The sequence below is a fragment of the Enterococcus sp. DIV1328a genome (assembly GCF_050536905.1).
In the GTDB taxonomy this organism is placed as follows: domain Bacteria; phylum Bacillota; class Bacilli; order Lactobacillales; family Enterococcaceae; genus Enterococcus; species Enterococcus faecalis.
The window spans coordinates 1,551,578-1,570,039 of record NZ_CP172912.1; the positions used below are offsets into that span (position 1 = coordinate 1,551,578).

The window sequence follows — 18,462 nt, forward strand, 5'->3', positions numbered from 1 at the left end:
TATGCAACCGAAAGAAATTTTAGGAGCTTTTAAAGAGGGAAAATTATCTTTAGAAGAAGCAACAAACAAATTAAATGGCTTTTGCGAATTAGACTTTGCAAAAATTGATACGCAGCGTAAAGAAAGAACTGGTTATCCAGAAGTCGTTTATGGGGAAGGGAAAACAATTGAGCAACTCATCAAAATTATCAATAGCTTAAGAAAAGAAAACAATACAATTTTAGTTACTCGCGTTTCACAACAAAAAGCCCAGCCTTTAGAGTCGAACTTTCCTCATGGAACCTACTATGAACTTGCACGTTGTTTCGTTATCAACCAAATGGAGACTACAACAAAAAACTATATTGCGATAGTTACTGCTGGAACGTCAGACATGTCCGTTGCTGAAGAAGCAGCAATCACTGCAGAAACTTTCGGGAATCAAATAAAACGTATCTATGATGTAGGCGTTTCTGGCATTCATCGTTTGTTCGCTCACCTAGATGAGATTCAACAGGCTTCGGTGGTTATTGTGATTGCAGGTATGGAAGGCGCACTAGTGTCCGTGCTAGGCGGACTAGTTAGCGTGCCAGTGATTGCCGTCCCTACTAGCATAGGCTACGGCAGCAATTTCCAAGGACTGACTGCTCTTTTAGGAATGCTAAATAGTTGTTCCTCTGGCGTTAGTGTAGTCAACATAGATAACGGGTTTGGTGCCGCTTATAATGCAAGTATGATTAATCAAATAAAGGAGTCTTCACTATGAAAAGCTTATTTTTAGAACCATTTTCTGGTCTTAGTGGTGATATGTTAAATGGATTGTTGCTTGACTTAGGCGGGGATTTAAACAAACTGTTAATCGAATTAAAAAAACTTCCCATCGATGGGTTCACCATTCAAGCCCAACGAATTGCTAAAAGTTGTATTTACGGAACAGATTTCGATGTTCTCCTACAACATGGAAAAAAGGATTACGGTATAAAACACAGTCTCTCTCCTCACCACGAAAATGAACATCATGAAACGAAAGAACATGCACATCATCATAGCCATTCTAGAAATTTAAAAGATATTTATACATTAATTGAAAAAAGCGACTTGTCCAATTTTGTAAAAAAACATAGTAAAAATGTTTTCTATGACATTGCAAAAGCTGAAGCTGCTGTTCATCAACAAACAATTGACACTATTCATTTTCATGAAGTCGGAGCAATTGATTCAATTGTTGACATCGTTGGCTTTTTTATCCTATGGGAACAGTTAGAGATTGAACAAGTCTATTCAACGCCAATTACAGATGGAAGTGGTACTATCACAATTGCCCATGGAGTCATGCCAATACCAGTTCCCGCGGTGATGGAATTACGTAAAGAAACAAATTTAATCATTCAACAAGACTTTGAGATAAAAACTGAACTTGTCACACCGACTGGCTTAGCTATTTTTAAAGAACTTAGTCCTCTATTTGTCGCACCAGAACAACGATTAATTGAAAAAATAGGTTACGGATTTGGCAAACGGGAAACAGGCAAGTTCAATGCCCTCAGAGGATCAATCTTTACTGAAACACATAGTAAAAAAAAGAGGACAGAACACCATGACCAAGTTTTAAAAATTGAAACAAATATAGACAATCAAACACCTGAACAGTTAGGTTACGTAATGGATCTATTATTGGAGCATGGTGCTCTAGATGTTTTTTTCACGCCCATTCATATGAAAAAAAACCGAAGTGCCATTCTATTAACGGTTTTAACAACAACAGAGGAAAAAGAATATTTTACAGAACTACTCTTTAAACATACTTCTACAATTGGTATGCGTTTTCAAACAATGGAACGTAGTGTGATGGACCGTTCTTTCAAAATCTTGGAAACACCTTTTGGTAAGGTCCATATTAAAAAAAATCATTATCATGGCCTATTGAAAGAGTCTATTGAATACCAAGATTGTGAACGAATTGCTAAACAATATAATTTTACAATTGAGGAAGTCTATCGCCTCGTCCAAACATTAAATAACAAAACTATTGATTAAAGGAGCTTTATCTTATGTTTCATCATATCTTATCAGAATTTATGGGAACTGCATTAATGATCGTATTTGGGGTAGGTGTTCACTGCGACGATGTCCTAAAACGAACAAAATACGCTGGTTCTGGTCACATGTTTGCAATCACTACTTGGGCTTTTGGAATCTCTGTTGTTCTGTTCGTCTTTGGCGGAGTCTGTATTAATCCAGCAATGGCCCTCGCTCAAGCTATTTTAGGAATGATTCCATGGTCTTACTTCATTCCCTATGTCATCGCTGAAATGTTAGGCGGCATTTGTGGCGCCGTCATTGTTTATATTATGTATGCTGATCATTTCAAGCTATCCGCCGATAGTGTCGATCCAATCGCTATTCGTAATATTTTTTCTACAAATCCGAACCAACGAAATTTACCAAGAAACTATTTTGTTGAAACTTTTGCAACATTCATTTTTTTAACATCTATTTTAGCGATTGCACATTCCTACGAAACACAACTACCCATTGCTGTTGGCTTGCTTGTTTGGGCAATCGGCATGGGGCTAGGTGGTACTACAGGATTCGCAATGAATCAAGCACGTGATTTAGGTCCTCGTATCGCCTATCAACTTTTACCAATCAAAAATAAAACCAATAATGATTGGCAATATGGGTTGATTGTTCCCGGAACTGCACCGTTTTTAGGAGCCATTTTTGCGACACTTTTCGTAAAATTTTTCTTAAAATTCTAATAAACCACTAAATTTCTAAAACAAAAAAATATATAAAATAGAAGCTAGTCTCTAAATTTCTTCTATTTTATATATTTTTATTTTAATCACAAGATTTTTTCTGTGTCTTAGAGAGTAAGAATTTAATTTATTAGCTTTTTCGTCATCGATTTTCTGCAAAAGCCAGTTCACTATAACACTTAGAGTCTTTTTTGGTGATTGTTCAGTAAGTTAATCCTGGATTGAAAACACCTAATAAAACGCCAACGAGAGAAATAACAACTAAAATAAGCATCGTCCAAATAGCGGAAACATGTTTTTTTGACATTAACCACCAACAAAACAAGGTAACAAGTATCGTTAATAATCCTGGATAAATACTGTCAATTTTATCTTGCAGTTTAAGGAAAACTTTTCCGTCAGCACCTATTAATTTAAGAGAAGTAGTTACATTTACCCAAGATGCAAGGACCCCACCAACAACCATACTACCGATAACTCCGATAGCAACTCTAACGGCGGCTCCTTCTTTCCCAACTAAGAAACTTACTGCTTTATCGCCAAAATGATAGCCTCTAAAATACAAAAAGCGTTGGCCAAAATAGGAAATTAACGTCCAAACAATAATATAAAATATGGCACCAATTGGCGAACCGCCCGTGGACATTCCTAAGGAAATTCCTAACAAGATAGGAATCAAGGTACCATCAACTAATGAATCACCAATCCCTGCAATTGGTCCCATTAATCCTGCCCTCATATCATTAATGGTTTCTCCATCAATTTCATTCTTACTTGCTCTAGCCTCTTCCATACTAGCAGTCACACCAACAATGACCGTTCCAAGCATTGGATTTGTGTTAAAAAAAGCTGTATATGCTTGAATGGCTTTCACTTGGTCTTCATGTTTTGGATAAAGTTTTTTGATAATAGGAAGCATTGAAGAAAGATAGCCGAAGGTTTGCATATGCTGTTGTGAAAAACAAGTTAACGCTCCCCAAAACCATAAATGAAAAGAATGCTTTAACGTTTTTTGGTCTAATTTATTGGCTTTCAACTCTTCCATCTCATATGTCCTCCTCTTCGTCATCATTCGTTAGACTTCCTGTTGAATCAACCAGTTTAGTATTGTTTTTAATCAAAGCAATTTTATAAAAAATTACAGCAAAAAGAAGCGCAATAATCGTTATTGAGACTAAATTGAGTTTTAATGAAGCAGCTAATGTGAACCCTACAAAAAAAGGGACAAAATCAATGTTCTTATTAACAATTTGACGTAACAAAATTGCAATTCCCACACACGGAAGCATGCCACCTACAGTAAAAAGCGTTTTCATTGCAAGACCATCCATAGGTAATGCATCTCTCATTGCTGTAACAGCCGTAGCCCCAAAATAGGTTAAAATCACGGTTGGCAAAAAGGAAAAAAGTAGATGAGAAATCCACGGCCAACCAAAATTAATGGCATATAAATGATCAAGCTTGCCTTTTTTTATATCTTTCCAACCAAACGATTGCCAAACTAAATTTAACGCAGCAACAGAATAAAATAATACCGTTCCGATCGTTCCAACTAATGTGCCGACCGATTTAGCCAGGTCGGCTGCAGAGCCGCCAAGTGGATCTAACCCTTTGGTCGAAATCGCCACCATCGCCAAAGGAATCCCGATATATGAAATTGCCCGCACGTCAGCAGACACTGTGCCTCCAGGTGTGACTAAAGCAATGTAAACTAATTGCATCGCTACGCCACAAGCGATTCCTAATTTTAAATCTCCTAAAATAATGCCACAAACTAATCCGCCGACTAAAGGACGCCCAATCGTATAATTTCCCACCGCTTGTCCAGCCATACAAGAATTTGAACACAGACAAGCAAATAGGCCTAAAATAGCCGCTTGTATCCAGTTGATTGTCATAATACTACTCTCCTCTTTTCAAAACTTCTAGAATCAGTAACCAAATTTAGCTTTAAAATGCGCCCAAGAACCAATTCGTTGATCAGGTAACAAGGCAAAATCCACTTTGTAACCAGCCTTTTCAATTTCTTCAAAAGCCGCTGCTTCTTCTGCTGTAAAGGATTGGTTATCCCCTAATTTAATTGTCCCTTCGCGGTCATTCCCCGGTCCAACATTAATCATTTTTACTTCACTTGGAACAAAATGCCAATCTACCAAAATTTTTTTCATATCCAAAGGGCTCTTTGTAATCAAAAAGTATTTTGACTTAGACGCTAATACTTTATCCTTTACATCAAAAAAATGCGCCATTGTCCAAATAAAGGTTTTTTTATCTTGTGCAGCTGCTTTATATGCTTCCTTTAAAATAGGGTTACTTGCTGCTTTGTCATTCACAGCTATAATGCCATCACAAGGCATTTCTTTAGTCCAACGTAAAGTAATTAAGCCATGAATCATTCGATCATCGATTCGAACAAAAGAAATTGACATGTTCATCTTCTCCTTTAGATATCCTCTTCAGTTACATCGTCTTCAGTTACAGTTAACTCTCTAATACCATAACAAGCATCTGCTACTATCATTTTTTTCAAATCAGATAATTCACTAGTTTCTTTCAATAGAAGCGCATTTAAAGCCATTGGAAAATTCACTCCTCCAACAATCAGAGAATTTTCTAGCATTTTTTGCTTATCTAATACTTTACAAATAGTAGCAAGTGGACTTCCGCCTACAATATCAGCCAAAACGATTAGCCTCGTTTCCTGCGGTAATTTTTCAACCTCACAAAGAAACCGCTTACCAAAATTATCGGTAGATTCACCAGGTTGTAAGCCAAACACTCTGACTGTCTCTATCTCCTCGCCAGCAAACATTCCTAATGAATTTTTTAATCCTCTAGCAAAATCGCCATGACTGACCAGAACTAAATAAGTCATTTCCTCTCTCCTTTCTTAACATTTCCACTTCAAAATTTTTTAAATCACCTCTTTTTAAGAGTCCATAATACAACTTTTATAAAATGAAAATATTTGCTTCGTTCGCCTCACACTCCTTTGATAGCATGAATGTTTAACAACAGTACCTTTCTAAAATTAAAGTCATTCACTAAAAAAGTTCTAATGAATTTGGCTGTTGTAGCTTGATGACAAGGAACAATGACTTTCTTTATCCATAAAAACATTTAGTTGATTACGCTTAAAAAAATAAATAATATAGCAATTTCCAAAAAAATTTACGTTTGAATAGTCCCTTTTCTAAATTTATTGATTCATTTTTTCAACTATTAGGTTAGCAAAGTCCCAACACACATTCCACCCACAATAGGTGTACATAGTTGTACATTATTCGGAGTTAATCAACTCATTTAAGCTATGGTAAAATAACTATATATCACTCCAATTTTCTAATTATATAGGTCATTCCAGGTCATCCTCTTTTGGATACAACAAAATGAACTTATATCGAATCTATGGTTTTATGCTCTTGATAAATTAAAAAGTAAAGTAGGGATATTTATATGTCAGCAAAAGAAAAAACGATGAAATATGGATTGGTAGGCCTCTTTTTAGGGATATTGTTATTAGCTCATCTAGATTTATTAGCTGAAAATCTTAGTTATCTTCTCTTAGGATTATTACTTTTACTTGTTGCATATCTAATCTTGGTAAAAAAATTTTATTTTTTCTCAAACTTGATTCCTAAAAATACTACTGATATAAATTTAGGTAAAAAATATGGTACGGCTTCTGGCATCGGCAGTTTAGTTATCGGCATTATTTTAATAATTCTGGGACTATTTTTATAGAAAAATAATTACTAAAATAAAACAAGCAGCGAAACCATAAAAAGTACACGAGTTCTTTTCTCGTGTACTTTTTATGGTTACCTGTATAGCCTTCAATTTGTTCCTTTGTTACTTCTTTTTCTTAATAATGCTCTTTACAGTGCCACATTAAAACAGCAATAAAAATTAATGAAGGGGAATTTAACTCAAATACCAATGATTATTATTTAAGACCGCTTTCTCAAATAACCCTCATTGATTACGTACTAATCGTGATAGACTCCTCGTTGCCATTTATCTAAAAATTCATCGAAAAAGTGCGCATCTTGTTGTTCTGGATGTTGTTTTTCAACTTGATTAATTTTTTCAATTAGTTGTTCGTTGTCTTCTGTTGGATGATAGTGTGCTTCAATAAAGGCCGCAGCGATATCACAGATCAAGAATTCTCCTGTTATTTTCCCACCGAAACCAATAACATTTGCGTTCAATTCCTCTTTCGCATACAACGCTGTAGTCATATCGCGAACTAAAGCAGAACGGATACCCGGCACTTTGTTAACCGCATTGTTAATTCCAACGCCTGTTCCGCAAATACATATACCCAAATCAGCCTGATTGCTCATTACGGCTTCTCCCACTTTTTTTCCGAAAATAGGATAGTGAGTTCGAGTAAAATCATACGTGCCTACATCTAAAATTTCATATCCCTTTGCTTTCAAAAAATCAGAAACTGCTATTTTGGTATCCGTCACAATATGATCACAACCAATGGCAATTTTCATAAAAACACTTCCTTTCTATTATTTGTTAAGCCATTTTATTTAACATATCTACACGTATTTGATGACGCCCGCCTGCATAATGACCTGTTAAGAATTCTTTTATTATGTTTTTGGCTAGTTCCGTTCCAACAATTTTTGCGCCCACCGTGATCATCCGAGCATTGTTGTGTTCTCGCGCCATATATGCAGAACGCTCATCTGACAACTCAGCGACAATCATTCCTTTAATTTTAGCAGCAGTCATAAAACTACCTGCCCCATAACCATCAAAAATGATTCCTAAACTTTCAGTATCCTTTAAAACTTCATGAGCCACAGCAAGCGTTGCTTCTATAAAGTCTTCCGAAGCACTTTCACTTTTATCGATTACCTCAACTTTTTCTTGCAATAAGTATTGTTTCATTTCTGCTTTTAATTTTATTCCATCTAAATCTGAACCAAGTATGACACGCATTTTGTTTTCCTCCTTACCTCGTGTATCTACTATTAAAATTCTGTCCCTTTCTTTAAACTCAAATCCCCTTCTCGAAAACATAATAAAACAATATCGAACTTTATTCAACATTTATTTTCTTTTTTGTTTATTATTGTTTAATATTGTGTTGACATCTTTTTGAAAGCGTTTTATATTATACTTGTAAATAAATAATAATATATTAAAGAAACGAGGGGTTCTATGGTTATTAAAACATCGATTTTTTCATTAGATACTACCTATATTTCAAACAAAAAAACACAAGAAGAAGTTTTTGAAGAAGTTTATTTAGACTTGTTAAAAAAGAAATTAGTTACACCTGATTTTCTAACTAATTTATTGGAACGAGAACATAACTATCCGACTGGTTTAAGTTTAACACCGATTGATCCTGCACTACCGAATATCGCCATTCCGCATACCGAAAGTACCTTTGTACGGACGACAAGAATTATCCCGATTAAATTGAAACAATCCTTATCATTTCATAACATGATTATCCCAGATGAAACGCTCTCTGTTTCCTTTCTTTTCATGATTTTAAATGAAAACGGTATTGAACAAACGGGTCTTTTAGCGACTATCATGGATTTTATTAACACGACAGACCGTTCATCACTATTGGCTTTTTTTCAATGTGAAGATAAAGAAGAAGTTTATCGTTTTTTACAAAAAAATTTTAAAGGAGAGATTTAACATGATTAAAATTTTAGCTGCATGTGGGGCTGGGGTAAACTCTAGCCATCAAATCAAATCTGCATTAGAAACAGAATTATCTAAAAGAGGCTACCAAGTTTCTTGCGATGCCGTAATGATTAAAGATATCAATCAAGAGATGCTATCCCATTATGATATTTTCGCCCAAATCGCCAAAACAGATTTAGGTTTCCCAATCACGATTCCTGTAGTTGATGCAGGCGCAATTCTTTATCGAATTCCAGCAATGGCTGAACCTGTTTATCAACAAATGGAAAGTATCATTCACTCTTTAAACAAATGATTTCCTTTTTAGACTAATTACTTACGCTTCATTGTCAACAATAACAAAACTAAGATAAAAATTTTGTTATCTTAGCTTATGAAGGAGAAAATAAATGAATACGATTATTGACCTAGCAAATACAATTTTTAAACCTTTAATTGATTTAGGTGCTGCTCCTTTAATGACTATTGTTTTAACACTGATTGCCCTTTGTTTTAAGGTAAAACCCACTCGCGCATTAGAAGGTGGTCTTAAACTAGGAATTGCTTTAACTGGTATCAGTGCTATTATAGGAATTTTAACTACTGCTTTCTCAGATGCAATGGCCTCTTTCGTAGAACGTACAGGAATTTCTTTAAATATTACCGATGTTGGTTGGGCACCTTTGGCCACCATCACTTGGGGATCTCCTTACACCCTTTACTTTCTTTTAATTATGGTGATTGTCAATGTCATTATGTTAATTCTAAATAAAACGAACACATTAGATGTGGATATTTTCGACATTTGGCATCTATCGATTGTTGGTTTATTTGCTATTTTTTGTGGCGCAAACTTAATAATTGCAACAATCTTAGTTATTTTCATAGGTGTTTTAAAAATTATCAATTCTGACTTAATGAAACCAACGTTTAACGATTTACTTAACGCCCCAGATACCAATCCTATGACTACCACGCATATGAACTATATGATGAACCCAATCATTATGGTTTTTGATAAAATTTTTGATAAGCTTTTCCCTTGGTTAGATAAATACGATTTTGACGCTGCCAAATTGAATAGTAAAATTGGCTTTTGGGGATCAAAATTTGCCATCGGAATTTACTTAGGGATTTTTGTGGGTCTTTTAGCTGGCCAAACACCCACGCAAATTTTTTCTCTATCCTTTACGGCTGCAGTCTGTTTGGAACTATTCTCTTTAATTGGAACTTGGTTTATCGCTGCAGTTGAGCCTTTATCACAAGGTATCACTGATTTTGCTTCGAATAAATTAAAAGGGCGTACACTTAATATTGGTTTAGATTGGCCTTTCTTAGCTGGTCGTGCTGAAATCTGGGCAGCAGCTAACGTATTGGCTCCAATTATGCTATTAGAAGCCATTGTCCTACCTGGCAATAAACTTTTACCACTTGGCGGAATTATTGCAATGGGTGTAACCCCTGCTCTACTAGTAGTTACAAGAGGTAAACTCATCCGAATGATTATCATTGGAGCAATCGAATTACCTTTGTTCTTATGGTCTGGTACCCTAATTGCACCGTTCGTTACCGAAACCGCAAAAAAAGTTGGTGCTTTCCCAGCGGGTCTAAATAATAATACTCTAATTTCACATACTACCATGGAAGGGCCAATGGAAAAATTCTTAGGATACTTAGTCGGCAATGCATCACAAGGTCAACTCGAATTTATTTTATACGCATGTCTGGCGCTAGTCGCCTATCTACTGATTTTCATTTGGTATGCAAAACAAATGAAGAAGCGAAATATTATTTATGCTCAAAAAGCTCAATAAGGGGAACTAAAAAGAAGAGGTGCATCTGCACCTCTTCTTTTTAGTAGATCACCCTGACAACTTTTTCCAATACTTTAGATGTGTCAAATTTATCTTTATTTGTAACTACCGCTGTCACTTCTTCTAATTGATAAAAAGAATAAAAATCCTGTTTCTCTACTTTAGAAGTATCCATTAATAAATATTTTTCTATTGAGTTATCTAATGCAATTGCTTGTGTTTGTCCTTCTTCAATAGTGGCTGTCATAATTTTATTATCTTTTAACGCATTGCAACTAAAAAATGCTTTATGGAAATGCATTTCTTCTAATGCTTTATTAGCGATTTCACCAAAAAAAGATTTAGTTAAAAGTCGCATTTCTCCACCAACCAAATAAATGGTCAACGCATTCTTTTTTTTACTTAACGTTTCAAACACAGGCAAACAGTTTGTTACTACTCTTAAATGTTTAAATTCCATTGCCTCGGCCAAAAGTTCAATAGTTGTTCCTGGTCCTAGGAAGATAGTTTCTTCTTCGTGAATTAAACTTAATGCTTTTTGGACAATTTCTTTTTTTTCAACACTATTAATAATTTGTTTATCAGCATGAGACAATTCATGTGGACGATATGTATTTAAACTGCTAGCTCCTCCATGTACTCGTTTTAAACGCCCCGCTGCTTCTAATTCTGTCAAATCTCTACGAACAGTCATATCCGAAACATTTAATCGTTCCATAATTTCAGTAACTTTGATTGCCCCTTTTTGATCTACTAGAGAGACTATCGCATTTAATCTTTCTTCTTTTAGCATTTTCATCGCTCCATTGTTAGTATATCTTTTATTCTACGATAAAATACTTACTATGAATACTAAAACATTTCTCCATTTATTTTAACATGAACGACGATTTTTAAAAAATTGACGATTTAGCCTATCTTTATATAAACAGATATCACTCCAACGATTGATTTAGATCTATTTGAGCCTAGTCAAATAGAGATCTAGCATAAAAACTTCCCAGAAAAACATCCCCTACTCTGAGCACCTCTATCCAAAAAAATAGCACATAGGCAAAGGCAGGTTACTTATAAAATGGTAAGCACCCCGCCTTTGCCTATGTTTAAGTAAGCGACGTATTTCCCCTATTACTGATTCAAAGTCCTTAAAACTTTATAATCACTGTTTTGCACAAGCAAGACGCTACTTGGGTTATCGGGATAAGCGGCATTACCATCAAATGATACAACAACAGTATTCGTACCAACTTTCGTGAATTGTGTGTATGAGCCCCCAGCACCGCCCACGTTGGCAAAATGCAATGTCAACGTGTCGCCTTTTGTTTCTACCTCGCGCCAATTTGCCCGCTGATAGTTATGCCAGTCAATTTGAGTTGAAATTTCGTTTGCCGTGTTTTTATACATTCCTTCGTAAAAATCAATCGCTTCCTCTTTTGAAGACCACGGATTGACTGAAATATTTGGGATTTGTTCTTTAGTAATTGACGGGGCACCTACAATTTTTTCAAACCCAGCCCTCAACTCTGCATTATCTGTTGCTCCAAAATACAGATAGCCATAAGGATCTCCTTGATTTTGCATCGTCACTAAAACTAAGGGATGATTGTTAACGATGGTGAATAAATACAAATGCTTTTGCATTTCTGGTTGCGTTTCTGCATCAGAGTAAACAGCAACTAACGCATATCCATCCTTCACTTGTCCATTTTCAGACCATTCTAAATAAATGGGATGCTGATCAATCGCTGGTTGCATAGTAGCATTTCCTACTAGACCATCAGGCGCTTGGATGCCATTGAAATTGATTGAATTTCCTGGTGTATATTCTTTATACGTTTGGTTCATCCGTTGCCCCCAATCAGCCATAAATTGTTGTAGCTGTGCCTTTTTTTGCGCAGACCACAACTGATTTTCAGCTTTACTAGAAGCAGAAGAATTACTTTGAGTCGTACTAGATTTTGACTCCGTGCTCATTTGACTTGCTTGGCTGTTGTTAACGGTAACAGGTGCTTTCATTTCTGATGTTGCTGTCGGCTTGCTTGCAGTGCTATCACCACTTTTGTTGGAAGAACATCCTGATAAAATACTCAATAAAAGACCTATCAAGATTATTTTTTTCATTGGGAATCCCTTCTTTCTGACAAGAATACTGTACTACTTTTCCACTTTTCTCACCAGCAAAACTCGATTAAAAACGACTATGTTTATTTGTTATTTAATTATCAAATTAAGTTGATTGTAAGCATCCCATAACCAAGGATGCACGACTTTAATATCGTGTTTCAAAATATAATCGATATAGAAATATGCGGCATTTTCTAAAGAACAATTTAAAGCTTGTAATAAACCATCTAAGTATGGTGGTTTACCTTCTTGATCCCACTTTATTTTATCAGCGACAAACAAAACTAAATCTATGTCCGAATAGTTTTTCTTCAATGTTGTATGGCATTCAATAGCTGATAAAATTTCATTGTCTTCAATACCAAAATCCATTTTCGCAATAGACTTAGAAATTTTTTGATGAATTATCATTGGAAAGGCCATTTCTGCTTCGTTTAATTCAATCCCATATTTTTGTGCGACATTAATTCTCTGATTATTTGGATAAACCGCAGAGATATCGTGTAAATATCCTGCAATACTTACTTTTTCTGGACTAGTTAAATATTTTTCACCAAGTTGATAGGCATACTCTCCAACTTCCATACAATGATAATACGTCTTCTCACAGTTTTTACTCACTAAATATTGTTTAATTTCATTTTTCAACACCTGTTGATGATCCATTTCCACAGTCCTTTCTCATTCCGATTACTCTTCTAGATAAATAAATTATACTCCTTTCATCCTCTAGCAACCTTTTATTTTTTATTAAATAAACAACTAACTAAATTGAAAAAATTGAAACTTTTTGGTCCTCAAATTCGTCTATAACTAATAGGACGTTCAATTTTGTATAACGTGGAGGTGTATTTTTTAACTTTTTCATTAACCAAAGAGGAGTGAAAGTATGCGACATAAGAAAAGAAAATTCAAAATAAACGGGTATGTATTATTTAGTGCGTTAATCCTCATTGTTCTTGTTTTCATTCAAACGTTCCTTTTAACTCAACCCAAGATAACAAGTAAAAATGATGATACTACGCAGACATCGACTAAAAATTCAACTGCAAAAAAAGATTCCCCGACCAAGTTAGAAAAGGAATCAACACACATGACTATTTCATCAAAAAAATATGCTTACTCAGCAGACAAAATCAGAAAATATATAACTGGAGAAGAACCTTACAAAGGTGAAAAATTAGTATTCTTAACCTTTGATGATGGCGTTAATAATCAAATAACCCCACAAGTCCTAGATGCATTAAAAAAGTATAACGTCCACGCAACTTTTTTTCTTGTAGGAAATACCCTAACTTCCGAAAATCAAAAGATAGTGAAACGCGAAGTTGCAGAAGGACATTCAATAGGCTTTCATAGTTCAACTCATGATTATGCAACGTTATATCCAAACGGGATTGTCAACACTGAAGAAATACAAGCGGAAATAGCGGACATGGAGAACTCTCTTAAAAAAATATTGGGCGAAACATTTCAAACAACTCTCTGGCGATACCCAGGAGGTCATATGTCATGGGGAGGTACAGAAAAATCTGATGAATTATTCAAACAACTTGGCATCCATTGGATTGACTGGAATGCGATGGTTGGGGATGCGGAGCCGTTAGACAGACAGCCTACTACAGTCGCAGAAATGCTTGCTTTCCATCAACATTCACTTGAGGTTTATCCGGATTATAATATTAGAGTAGTCTTAATGCATGATTCAGTAGATAAGGAATTAACAAAACAAGCATTGCCACAATTAATAGAGTTTTATCAAGCAAATGGTTATCAATTTGGTGTCTTATATTAGAGCAACTAGGAACAACTATAGAAAGTATTTCTGGTCTTAGTCAATGTTGATTTTCTACTTAATTACACACAAAAACACCCTCTTGCTGAGCAAGAGGGTGTTCGTTTGTCGAATAGTAAAGATTAACGACGGATTTCTTTGATTCATGTGAAAAGCTTGTTTTGTATTGATTTAAAGCCATTTGTATTGGCTTGACTACACTGTGACTGCATAATATTTGAGTTTAACTTTCTAATATTTCAAATGCTTTCAAAGGTTTCATTTTTTCTTCCGAAGTTAAATGGCGATAAATTTCAGACGTAGATTTATCAGCATGTCCTAATCGTCCTTTTAGAACTTCCCAGCTACAATGCTGTGCAACTAAGCTTGCCATTGTATGTCGAGTTAAGTGTGTATGGAATGGTTTAGTAATTCCACAACGTTCCACACAACGCTTTATGTGATCATTTACATATTCTCTTCGATAAGGTATTCCTCTCTTAAATGGAGATAGATAAACAAAAAGATAGTTCTCTTTCACCCTAAACGGAACTTGTGAATTCAGATTATCCAAAACTGTTATTAGTTGTTGCAACTTTTCCATAACTAAATCAGTTACTACTACTCGCCTTGCAGAACTTACTGACTTAGTAGTCTCAATTTTAAAATCAATTTGTTTTCCTTTTACAGAAGTTTGCTTATAAAAAAGAATTTCATTATTTTCAAAGTCAATATCTTCTGTTTGCAAAGCTAAGGCTTCGCTAATGCGACAACCAGTATAAAATAAGACATGAAAAAGTGTAGCAAGCGGTAATTCTTCATGAAGAATTGAATAATTTAACAGCATTCTAAGTTCATCAATTGTAAGATATTTTTCATCTAGGGAATTCAATGATTTTTTTAAATCCGTCACACTTTTTTGATATTTTGGCATTGGAACATTCGTTAGAGGATTATCACTCAGCATTCCTTTTTTTACACAATACTTAAAAATCATATTTAGCGTTTGTCTTAAAGAATACAATGTGTTCTTTGCGTATCCTCGAGTCTCACCATTTATTCCTCGTTCTTTTAAAGAAAACATTAATTCTTCTAAAAAATCAGGAGTTAAATCAATTAATTTCTTTTCACCTAGCCATCTGTTCAAAGCTCCTACTAATTCAGAACGTTTATCATATGTGCTTACCTTTTGCTCGTTCAAGGATTTATAGTACATAAACCACTGATCTGCAACAAGTGAAAATTTTTCATTTGAATTAACAAACTTCCTTCTTTTTTGTCGACTTTTTTTCAATTCCAAGAATTCTAGTTGCGCCTCTCTCTTTGTTTTAAATCCTCTTCGTGTTGTTCGGAATGCTTGAAAATACCAAGTAACTTCACCAGAAGTACCAATATGTTTTTTAAAACAATCTTTTGTTTCCATTCTTACATTTCCTCCTCAATTTGAAGGAGGTTGAAAAGCCAAATCTGAATTACTATATTCTCTTTACCTACCATTATAGTGCATCTCCTTTTAAATTTGAAGGTTATATTGAACGTAATAACTTCATTTTTTCTCTATAGCTTTCATAGTCATTCTTTTGATACCAGCTCATTATCTGATCTCTCGAATAATGACCTCGAATACCATACCAACAGCTCGGAAAATCGGTTAACTTGATTAATCGATTTAATGTACTGTCACTAATTTGGAATTCTCTTTTTAAATCATCATTAGTTAAAACCGATGGTAATCTATTTATTTTTTATAGTGTCGTTGCGTATCTCTCTAGAAAAGGAATTAACGTATTAATTAACTGATTTTCGATAGATTCTAAATTAATTTTCATCCCTCCATGTTCATAAAAAAATAACTTCATGACTTTTTGACATCGTATATTCATCTACAAATTTGCTAGTCAATCAAAACACTGTAAATTCTCTCATTTTTAAATCGCTTTAGGTAAAGCACATAGGAATTTCACCTCTCCTCGGTCTATGGGAGCCTTGCGGAAGTATCATTATATTCTGTCACCATCATTGCAACTTGATTACCTAGATCAAATCTTGCATTAACTAAATGTCGCTCGCTAAAGTCTTGGCGTAATTATGCTATAGCTTTGATAACAGAAAACGTAATTTAAAAGTTCATTATTCAATTTTCAAGGAACAATCGGCATTATTTTTGCCTTCACAAGATAAATAGACAAAGACAGATATTTTGAAACCATAAAATTTCAAAGTATTTCCTTTAACATAAATATCATTTTATAAGAATGATCTATGAATACACTGTTACTGCCACACTTTCCCCTCTTTTATACATAAAAAAGCAGCAAACCCTTTCAAAGTGATTGCTGCTGAATTAATCTATTTAGTTGGCATATTTTTAAAGAGAAATCTAAAACAAACAAAGTAGATCACAATGACATTCCCCACATTATTGCCATTTTCAAATAATTATATCAAAGTTATTAACTTAAAAACTTTTCCTTTAAAAATCTATCTCAGGAAATAAAGGACATCCATTTATGCATCCTTCTCCATTTCTGCTTTTAAGTAGCTTTCTTATATTTACAAATGTTATAGCATTGAGCCATATCTGTTCTAGATTGTTATCAGTGACCTCGATGCCAGAATACTTGCCTAGCATAAAAGAACAAGGATATGCTTTAGCATTTTCGTCAATGTACATGGAGAATCGTGCAGATTCACAAGGCTCTACAAAAACATCAGAAATATTTAAATATTTCTTTATCCCACTTACTGAGCAACTATCAAATCCAATCCCAGTTTTATATTTTTTTTGAAATTTACTTATTTCTGAAAAAAATGTTCTTACATGAGCACTTTCTTTACAAATAAGTTCTTTCTTTATTCCTCTTCCAACGGGTTTATAGTTTAAAAAAACTATCGCATTTACTCCTTCAAAAAATTTAGGTGGTTTCTTAAGTATTTCAATGGCTTTCTTGATGTTTTTCGAATCTAAAAGAAAATGAATGTTAGGCTTTATACCAAAGGCATTAAAGTTTTGTACACTACTTTTAACTTCACTATCGCTATAATAACTTACTGCTACTGCTCCACAGTATTTCTTAGTTGCTTCGAGAATTCCAGTTGTAAGCCCTCGACCATTTGTTGTATAAGAGGGAACTATACCATAATTGACTCTAGACAATTTTATCATTTCACAAAAATCTGGATGTTGATTTGGATTTCCACCGCCAAGAGCAATTTGAAGGCAGTCCATTTTCTGAGCTTGATTCAATATCATATCAAAAGTTTTAATACTCATATGATTTCCATGACAATTAGATTCTTTGTAGCAAAATGAACATCCTTTATCACACCAATTAGTAATTGAAATATCAATTAATTCAGGACCATGATGACTCATAAAAGGTTCTGAGTAATTTGGAAATTCCTTTCGAAGAAAGAAGCCATTTTCTTGGTTAAAAACTACTCCATACTTTTCATCTGGATAAATAATTGTTCTGATTTTATTATTACCAAGCATTTTCAAGCCCCTCAATATACAGTCTACTAGATTCTCCAAAGAATGACTGCTGCACAAAGATACGTTCAGCTTCACTGTCACCATCGCTAGATAAAGAACCTATATACACTTGTTTTCCAGCTTTTATCGAATCTTCTATTTTTTTTATTAACTTATCGCCATACTGTTTAGACTCTAAAAAACTAACAAATGATAATGATGGATTTTTCCAATGTTCATCCTTGTATTCATCCTCAATATTCATTGATTTATCGATAATTGTGTCATAAAGATCACTAAATAAACTATATATAGGAGACGACTTTGGAATTCCCAAAGTTTCAGAAAAGTCCGTTGCATCAAAGTCTCCATCAGATATTATTAAAAATGATGTACTCGAACTATTTGTAATAAAATTAGTTTTAATCTTCATTATCAAGATCCTCCACAATTTCATTTATTATTTTAATTAAGTCTTGATCCTCGGTTATATTTTGAGCAAGGCTATAATCCATTCCTAGCTTTAGTAATCCATAGTACATCTCACCTTCACTATTCTCAATTTCGATAACTTTATCAATTTGTTCTTTTTCGAAAAGAAGTTTTTTATAAAGAAACTCAGTAAATGCAGAATATTCAGAGTAGTATTTTTCATGCTCAACTCTTAAATTAATTACTCCAGAAAATATTGGCTCAAGCATTTGAATTAACAATTTTTCTCCATACGTATTTTCTTTAGCATATTTCCGAATTTTAATTACTTGTCTAATATTAACCATTTTCGGATCAATCTTTGAAAATAAAAAAAATGGATAAGTAAAACCTTCATCTTCAACAGGTAAATATAGCATGATTTCCCCACCTTTTTAA

The 18,462-nt window shown here is 34.2% G+C and carries 21 protein-coding genes and 1 pseudogene; 8 read left to right on the forward strand and 14 right to left on the reverse strand.

Features of this window, described 5'->3' with window-relative positions; all coding sequences use genetic code 11:
* Position 1: 1 nt before the first annotated feature.
* Genes larB through larD form a run of 3 tightly spaced genes read left to right on the forward strand, consistent with a single transcriptional unit; the run spans position 2 to position 2,741 of the window.
* Positions 2-745, forward strand: a complete 744-nt coding sequence (gene larB, locus IGL93_RS07465; RefSeq protein ID WP_002379543.1) for a nickel pincer cofactor biosynthesis protein LarB — start codon at positions 2-4, stop codon at positions 743-745.
* Positions 742-2,016 carry a nickel pincer cofactor biosynthesis protein LarC gene (gene larC, locus IGL93_RS07470; protein WP_002362001.1) on the forward strand — a complete coding sequence of 425 codons (1,275 nt, stop codon included), beginning with the start codon at positions 742-744 and terminating at the stop codon, positions 2,014-2,016. The genes larB and larC overlap by 4 nt, the downstream gene beginning before the upstream one ends.
* Before the next feature lie 14 nt (positions 2,017-2,030).
* Positions 2,031-2,741, forward strand: a complete 711-nt coding sequence (gene larD / locus IGL93_RS07475; RefSeq protein WP_002357197.1) for a D/L-lactic acid transporter LarD — start codon at positions 2,031-2,033, stop codon at positions 2,739-2,741.
* 202 nt (positions 2,742-2,943) lie between these two features.
* Here the strand turns inward: larD and IGL93_RS07480 are convergent, their stop codons facing one another.
* From IGL93_RS07480 to IGL93_RS07495, 4 genes are read right to left on the reverse strand one after another with little or no spacing between them, the layout of a single operon-like run.
* The gene (locus IGL93_RS07480) at positions 2,944-3,813 is read right to left on the reverse strand and encodes a PTS system mannose/fructose/sorbose family transporter subunit IID (RefSeq protein WP_002382434.1); all 870 of its coding nucleotides are present in this window, start codon (positions 3,811-3,813) and stop codon (positions 2,944-2,946) included.
* Positions 3,788-4,639, reverse strand: coding sequence for a PTS mannose/fructose/sorbose/N-acetylgalactosamine transporter subunit IIC (locus IGL93_RS07485; RefSeq protein WP_002357194.1), 852 nt, complete (start codon positions 4,637-4,639; stop codon positions 3,788-3,790). The genes IGL93_RS07480 and IGL93_RS07485 overlap by 26 nt, the downstream gene beginning before the upstream one ends.
* A gap of 33 nt (positions 4,640-4,672) precedes the next feature.
* Complete coding sequence (locus tag IGL93_RS07490; protein ID WP_002357192.1) at positions 4,673-5,170, reverse strand: PTS system mannose/fructose/N-acetylgalactosamine-transporter subunit IIB; 498 nt, start codon at positions 5,168-5,170, stop codon at positions 4,673-4,675.
* 14 nt (positions 5,171-5,184) lie between these two features.
* Positions 5,185-5,616, reverse strand: a complete 432-nt coding sequence (locus tag IGL93_RS07495) for a PTS sugar transporter subunit IIA (protein ID WP_010713307.1) — start codon at positions 5,614-5,616, stop codon at positions 5,185-5,187.
* Positions 5,617-6,197: 581 nt separating this feature from the next.
* Here IGL93_RS07495 and IGL93_RS07500 point away from each other — a divergent pair.
* Positions 6,198-6,485: a hypothetical protein gene (locus IGL93_RS07500; RefSeq protein WP_002369241.1), complete on the forward strand. Its 288-nt coding sequence runs from the start codon at positions 6,198-6,200 to the stop codon at positions 6,483-6,485.
* A gap of 245 nt (positions 6,486-6,730) precedes the next feature.
* Here IGL93_RS07500 and lacB read toward each other — a convergent pair whose 3' ends face one another.
* Together lacB and lacA are read right to left on the reverse strand one after the other, a co-directional pair.
* A complete protein-coding gene (lacB, locus tag IGL93_RS07505; protein ID WP_002374591.1) occupies positions 6,731-7,246 on the reverse strand; it encodes a galactose-6-phosphate isomerase subunit LacB in 516 nt (171 codons plus the stop codon).
* 25 nt (positions 7,247-7,271) lie between these two features.
* A complete protein-coding gene (lacA, locus tag IGL93_RS07510) occupies positions 7,272-7,700 on the reverse strand; it encodes a galactose-6-phosphate isomerase subunit LacA (RefSeq protein ID WP_010713306.1) in 429 nt (142 codons plus the stop codon).
* Positions 7,701-7,922: 222 nt separating this feature from the next.
* Between lacA and IGL93_RS07515 the strand changes: the two genes are divergently transcribed.
* The 3 genes from IGL93_RS07515 (at position 7,923) to IGL93_RS07525 (ending at position 10,219) form a co-directional block, all read left to right on the forward strand.
* Complete coding sequence (locus tag IGL93_RS07515; protein ID WP_002357187.1) at positions 7,923-8,417, forward strand: PTS sugar transporter subunit IIA; 495 nt, start codon at positions 7,923-7,925, stop codon at positions 8,415-8,417.
* A 1-nt stretch (position 8,418) separates the two neighbouring features.
* Positions 8,419-8,721, forward strand: coding sequence for a PTS fructose transporter subunit IIB (locus IGL93_RS07520; RefSeq protein ID WP_002357185.1), 303 nt, complete (start codon positions 8,419-8,421; stop codon positions 8,719-8,721).
* Between the two features lie 94 nt (positions 8,722-8,815).
* Positions 8,816-10,219, forward strand: a complete 1,404-nt coding sequence (locus IGL93_RS07525; RefSeq protein WP_002357183.1) for a PTS galactitol transporter subunit IIC — start codon at positions 8,816-8,818, stop codon at positions 10,217-10,219.
* Between the two features lie 40 nt (positions 10,220-10,259).
* Here IGL93_RS07525 and IGL93_RS07530 read toward each other — a convergent pair whose 3' ends face one another.
* The 3 genes from IGL93_RS07530 to yqeK form a co-directional block, all read right to left on the reverse strand.
* The gene (locus IGL93_RS07530; protein WP_002369238.1) at positions 10,260-11,012 is read right to left on the reverse strand and encodes a DeoR/GlpR family DNA-binding transcription regulator; all 753 of its coding nucleotides are present in this window, start codon (positions 11,010-11,012) and stop codon (positions 10,260-10,262) included.
* A 335-nt stretch (positions 11,013-11,347) separates the two neighbouring features.
* Entirely contained in the window at positions 11,348-12,340 is a 993-nt protein-coding gene (locus tag IGL93_RS07535; RefSeq protein ID WP_010775915.1) for a DUF4767 domain-containing protein, read from the reverse strand.
* A 90-nt stretch (positions 12,341-12,430) separates the two neighbouring features.
* Positions 12,431-13,009, reverse strand: a complete 579-nt coding sequence (gene yqeK / locus IGL93_RS07540; protein WP_010775916.1) for a bis(5'-nucleosyl)-tetraphosphatase (symmetrical) YqeK — start codon at positions 13,007-13,009, stop codon at positions 12,431-12,433.
* A 223-nt stretch (positions 13,010-13,232) separates the two neighbouring features.
* On the opposite strand from yqeK, the gene IGL93_RS07545 reads away from it, so the two are divergent.
* A complete protein-coding gene (locus tag IGL93_RS07545; RefSeq protein ID WP_010775917.1) occupies positions 13,233-14,138 on the forward strand; it encodes a polysaccharide deacetylase family protein in 906 nt (301 codons plus the stop codon).
* A gap of 223 nt (positions 14,139-14,361) precedes the next feature.
* Here the strand turns inward: IGL93_RS07545 and IGL93_RS07550 are convergent, their stop codons facing one another.
* The 5 genes and pseudogenes from IGL93_RS07550 to IGL93_RS07570 form a co-directional block, all read right to left on the reverse strand.
* On the reverse strand, positions 14,362-15,540 hold the full coding sequence (locus IGL93_RS07550; protein WP_010775918.1) for a tyrosine-type recombinase/integrase: 1,179 nt from the start codon (positions 15,538-15,540) through the stop codon (positions 14,362-14,364).
* 103 nt (positions 15,541-15,643) lie between these two features.
* Positions 15,644-15,946: pseudogene (locus tag IGL93_RS07555) on the reverse strand (DNA-binding protein).
* A 644-nt stretch (positions 15,947-16,590) separates the two neighbouring features.
* Entirely contained in the window at positions 16,591-17,613 is a 1,023-nt protein-coding gene (locus IGL93_RS07560; protein ID WP_010775919.1) for a radical SAM/SPASM domain-containing protein, read from the reverse strand.
* Complete coding sequence (locus tag IGL93_RS07565; RefSeq protein WP_002398410.1) at positions 17,603-18,025, reverse strand: hypothetical protein; 423 nt, start codon at positions 18,023-18,025, stop codon at positions 17,603-17,605. The genes IGL93_RS07560 and IGL93_RS07565 overlap by 11 nt, the downstream gene beginning before the upstream one ends.
* Positions 18,015-18,443 carry a hypothetical protein gene (locus tag IGL93_RS07570; protein WP_002398411.1) on the reverse strand — a complete coding sequence of 143 codons (429 nt, stop codon included), beginning with the start codon at positions 18,441-18,443 and terminating at the stop codon, positions 18,015-18,017. Before IGL93_RS07570 ends, IGL93_RS07565 begins: the two co-directional genes overlap by 11 nt.
* Between the last annotated feature and the right edge of the window lie 19 nt (positions 18,444-18,462).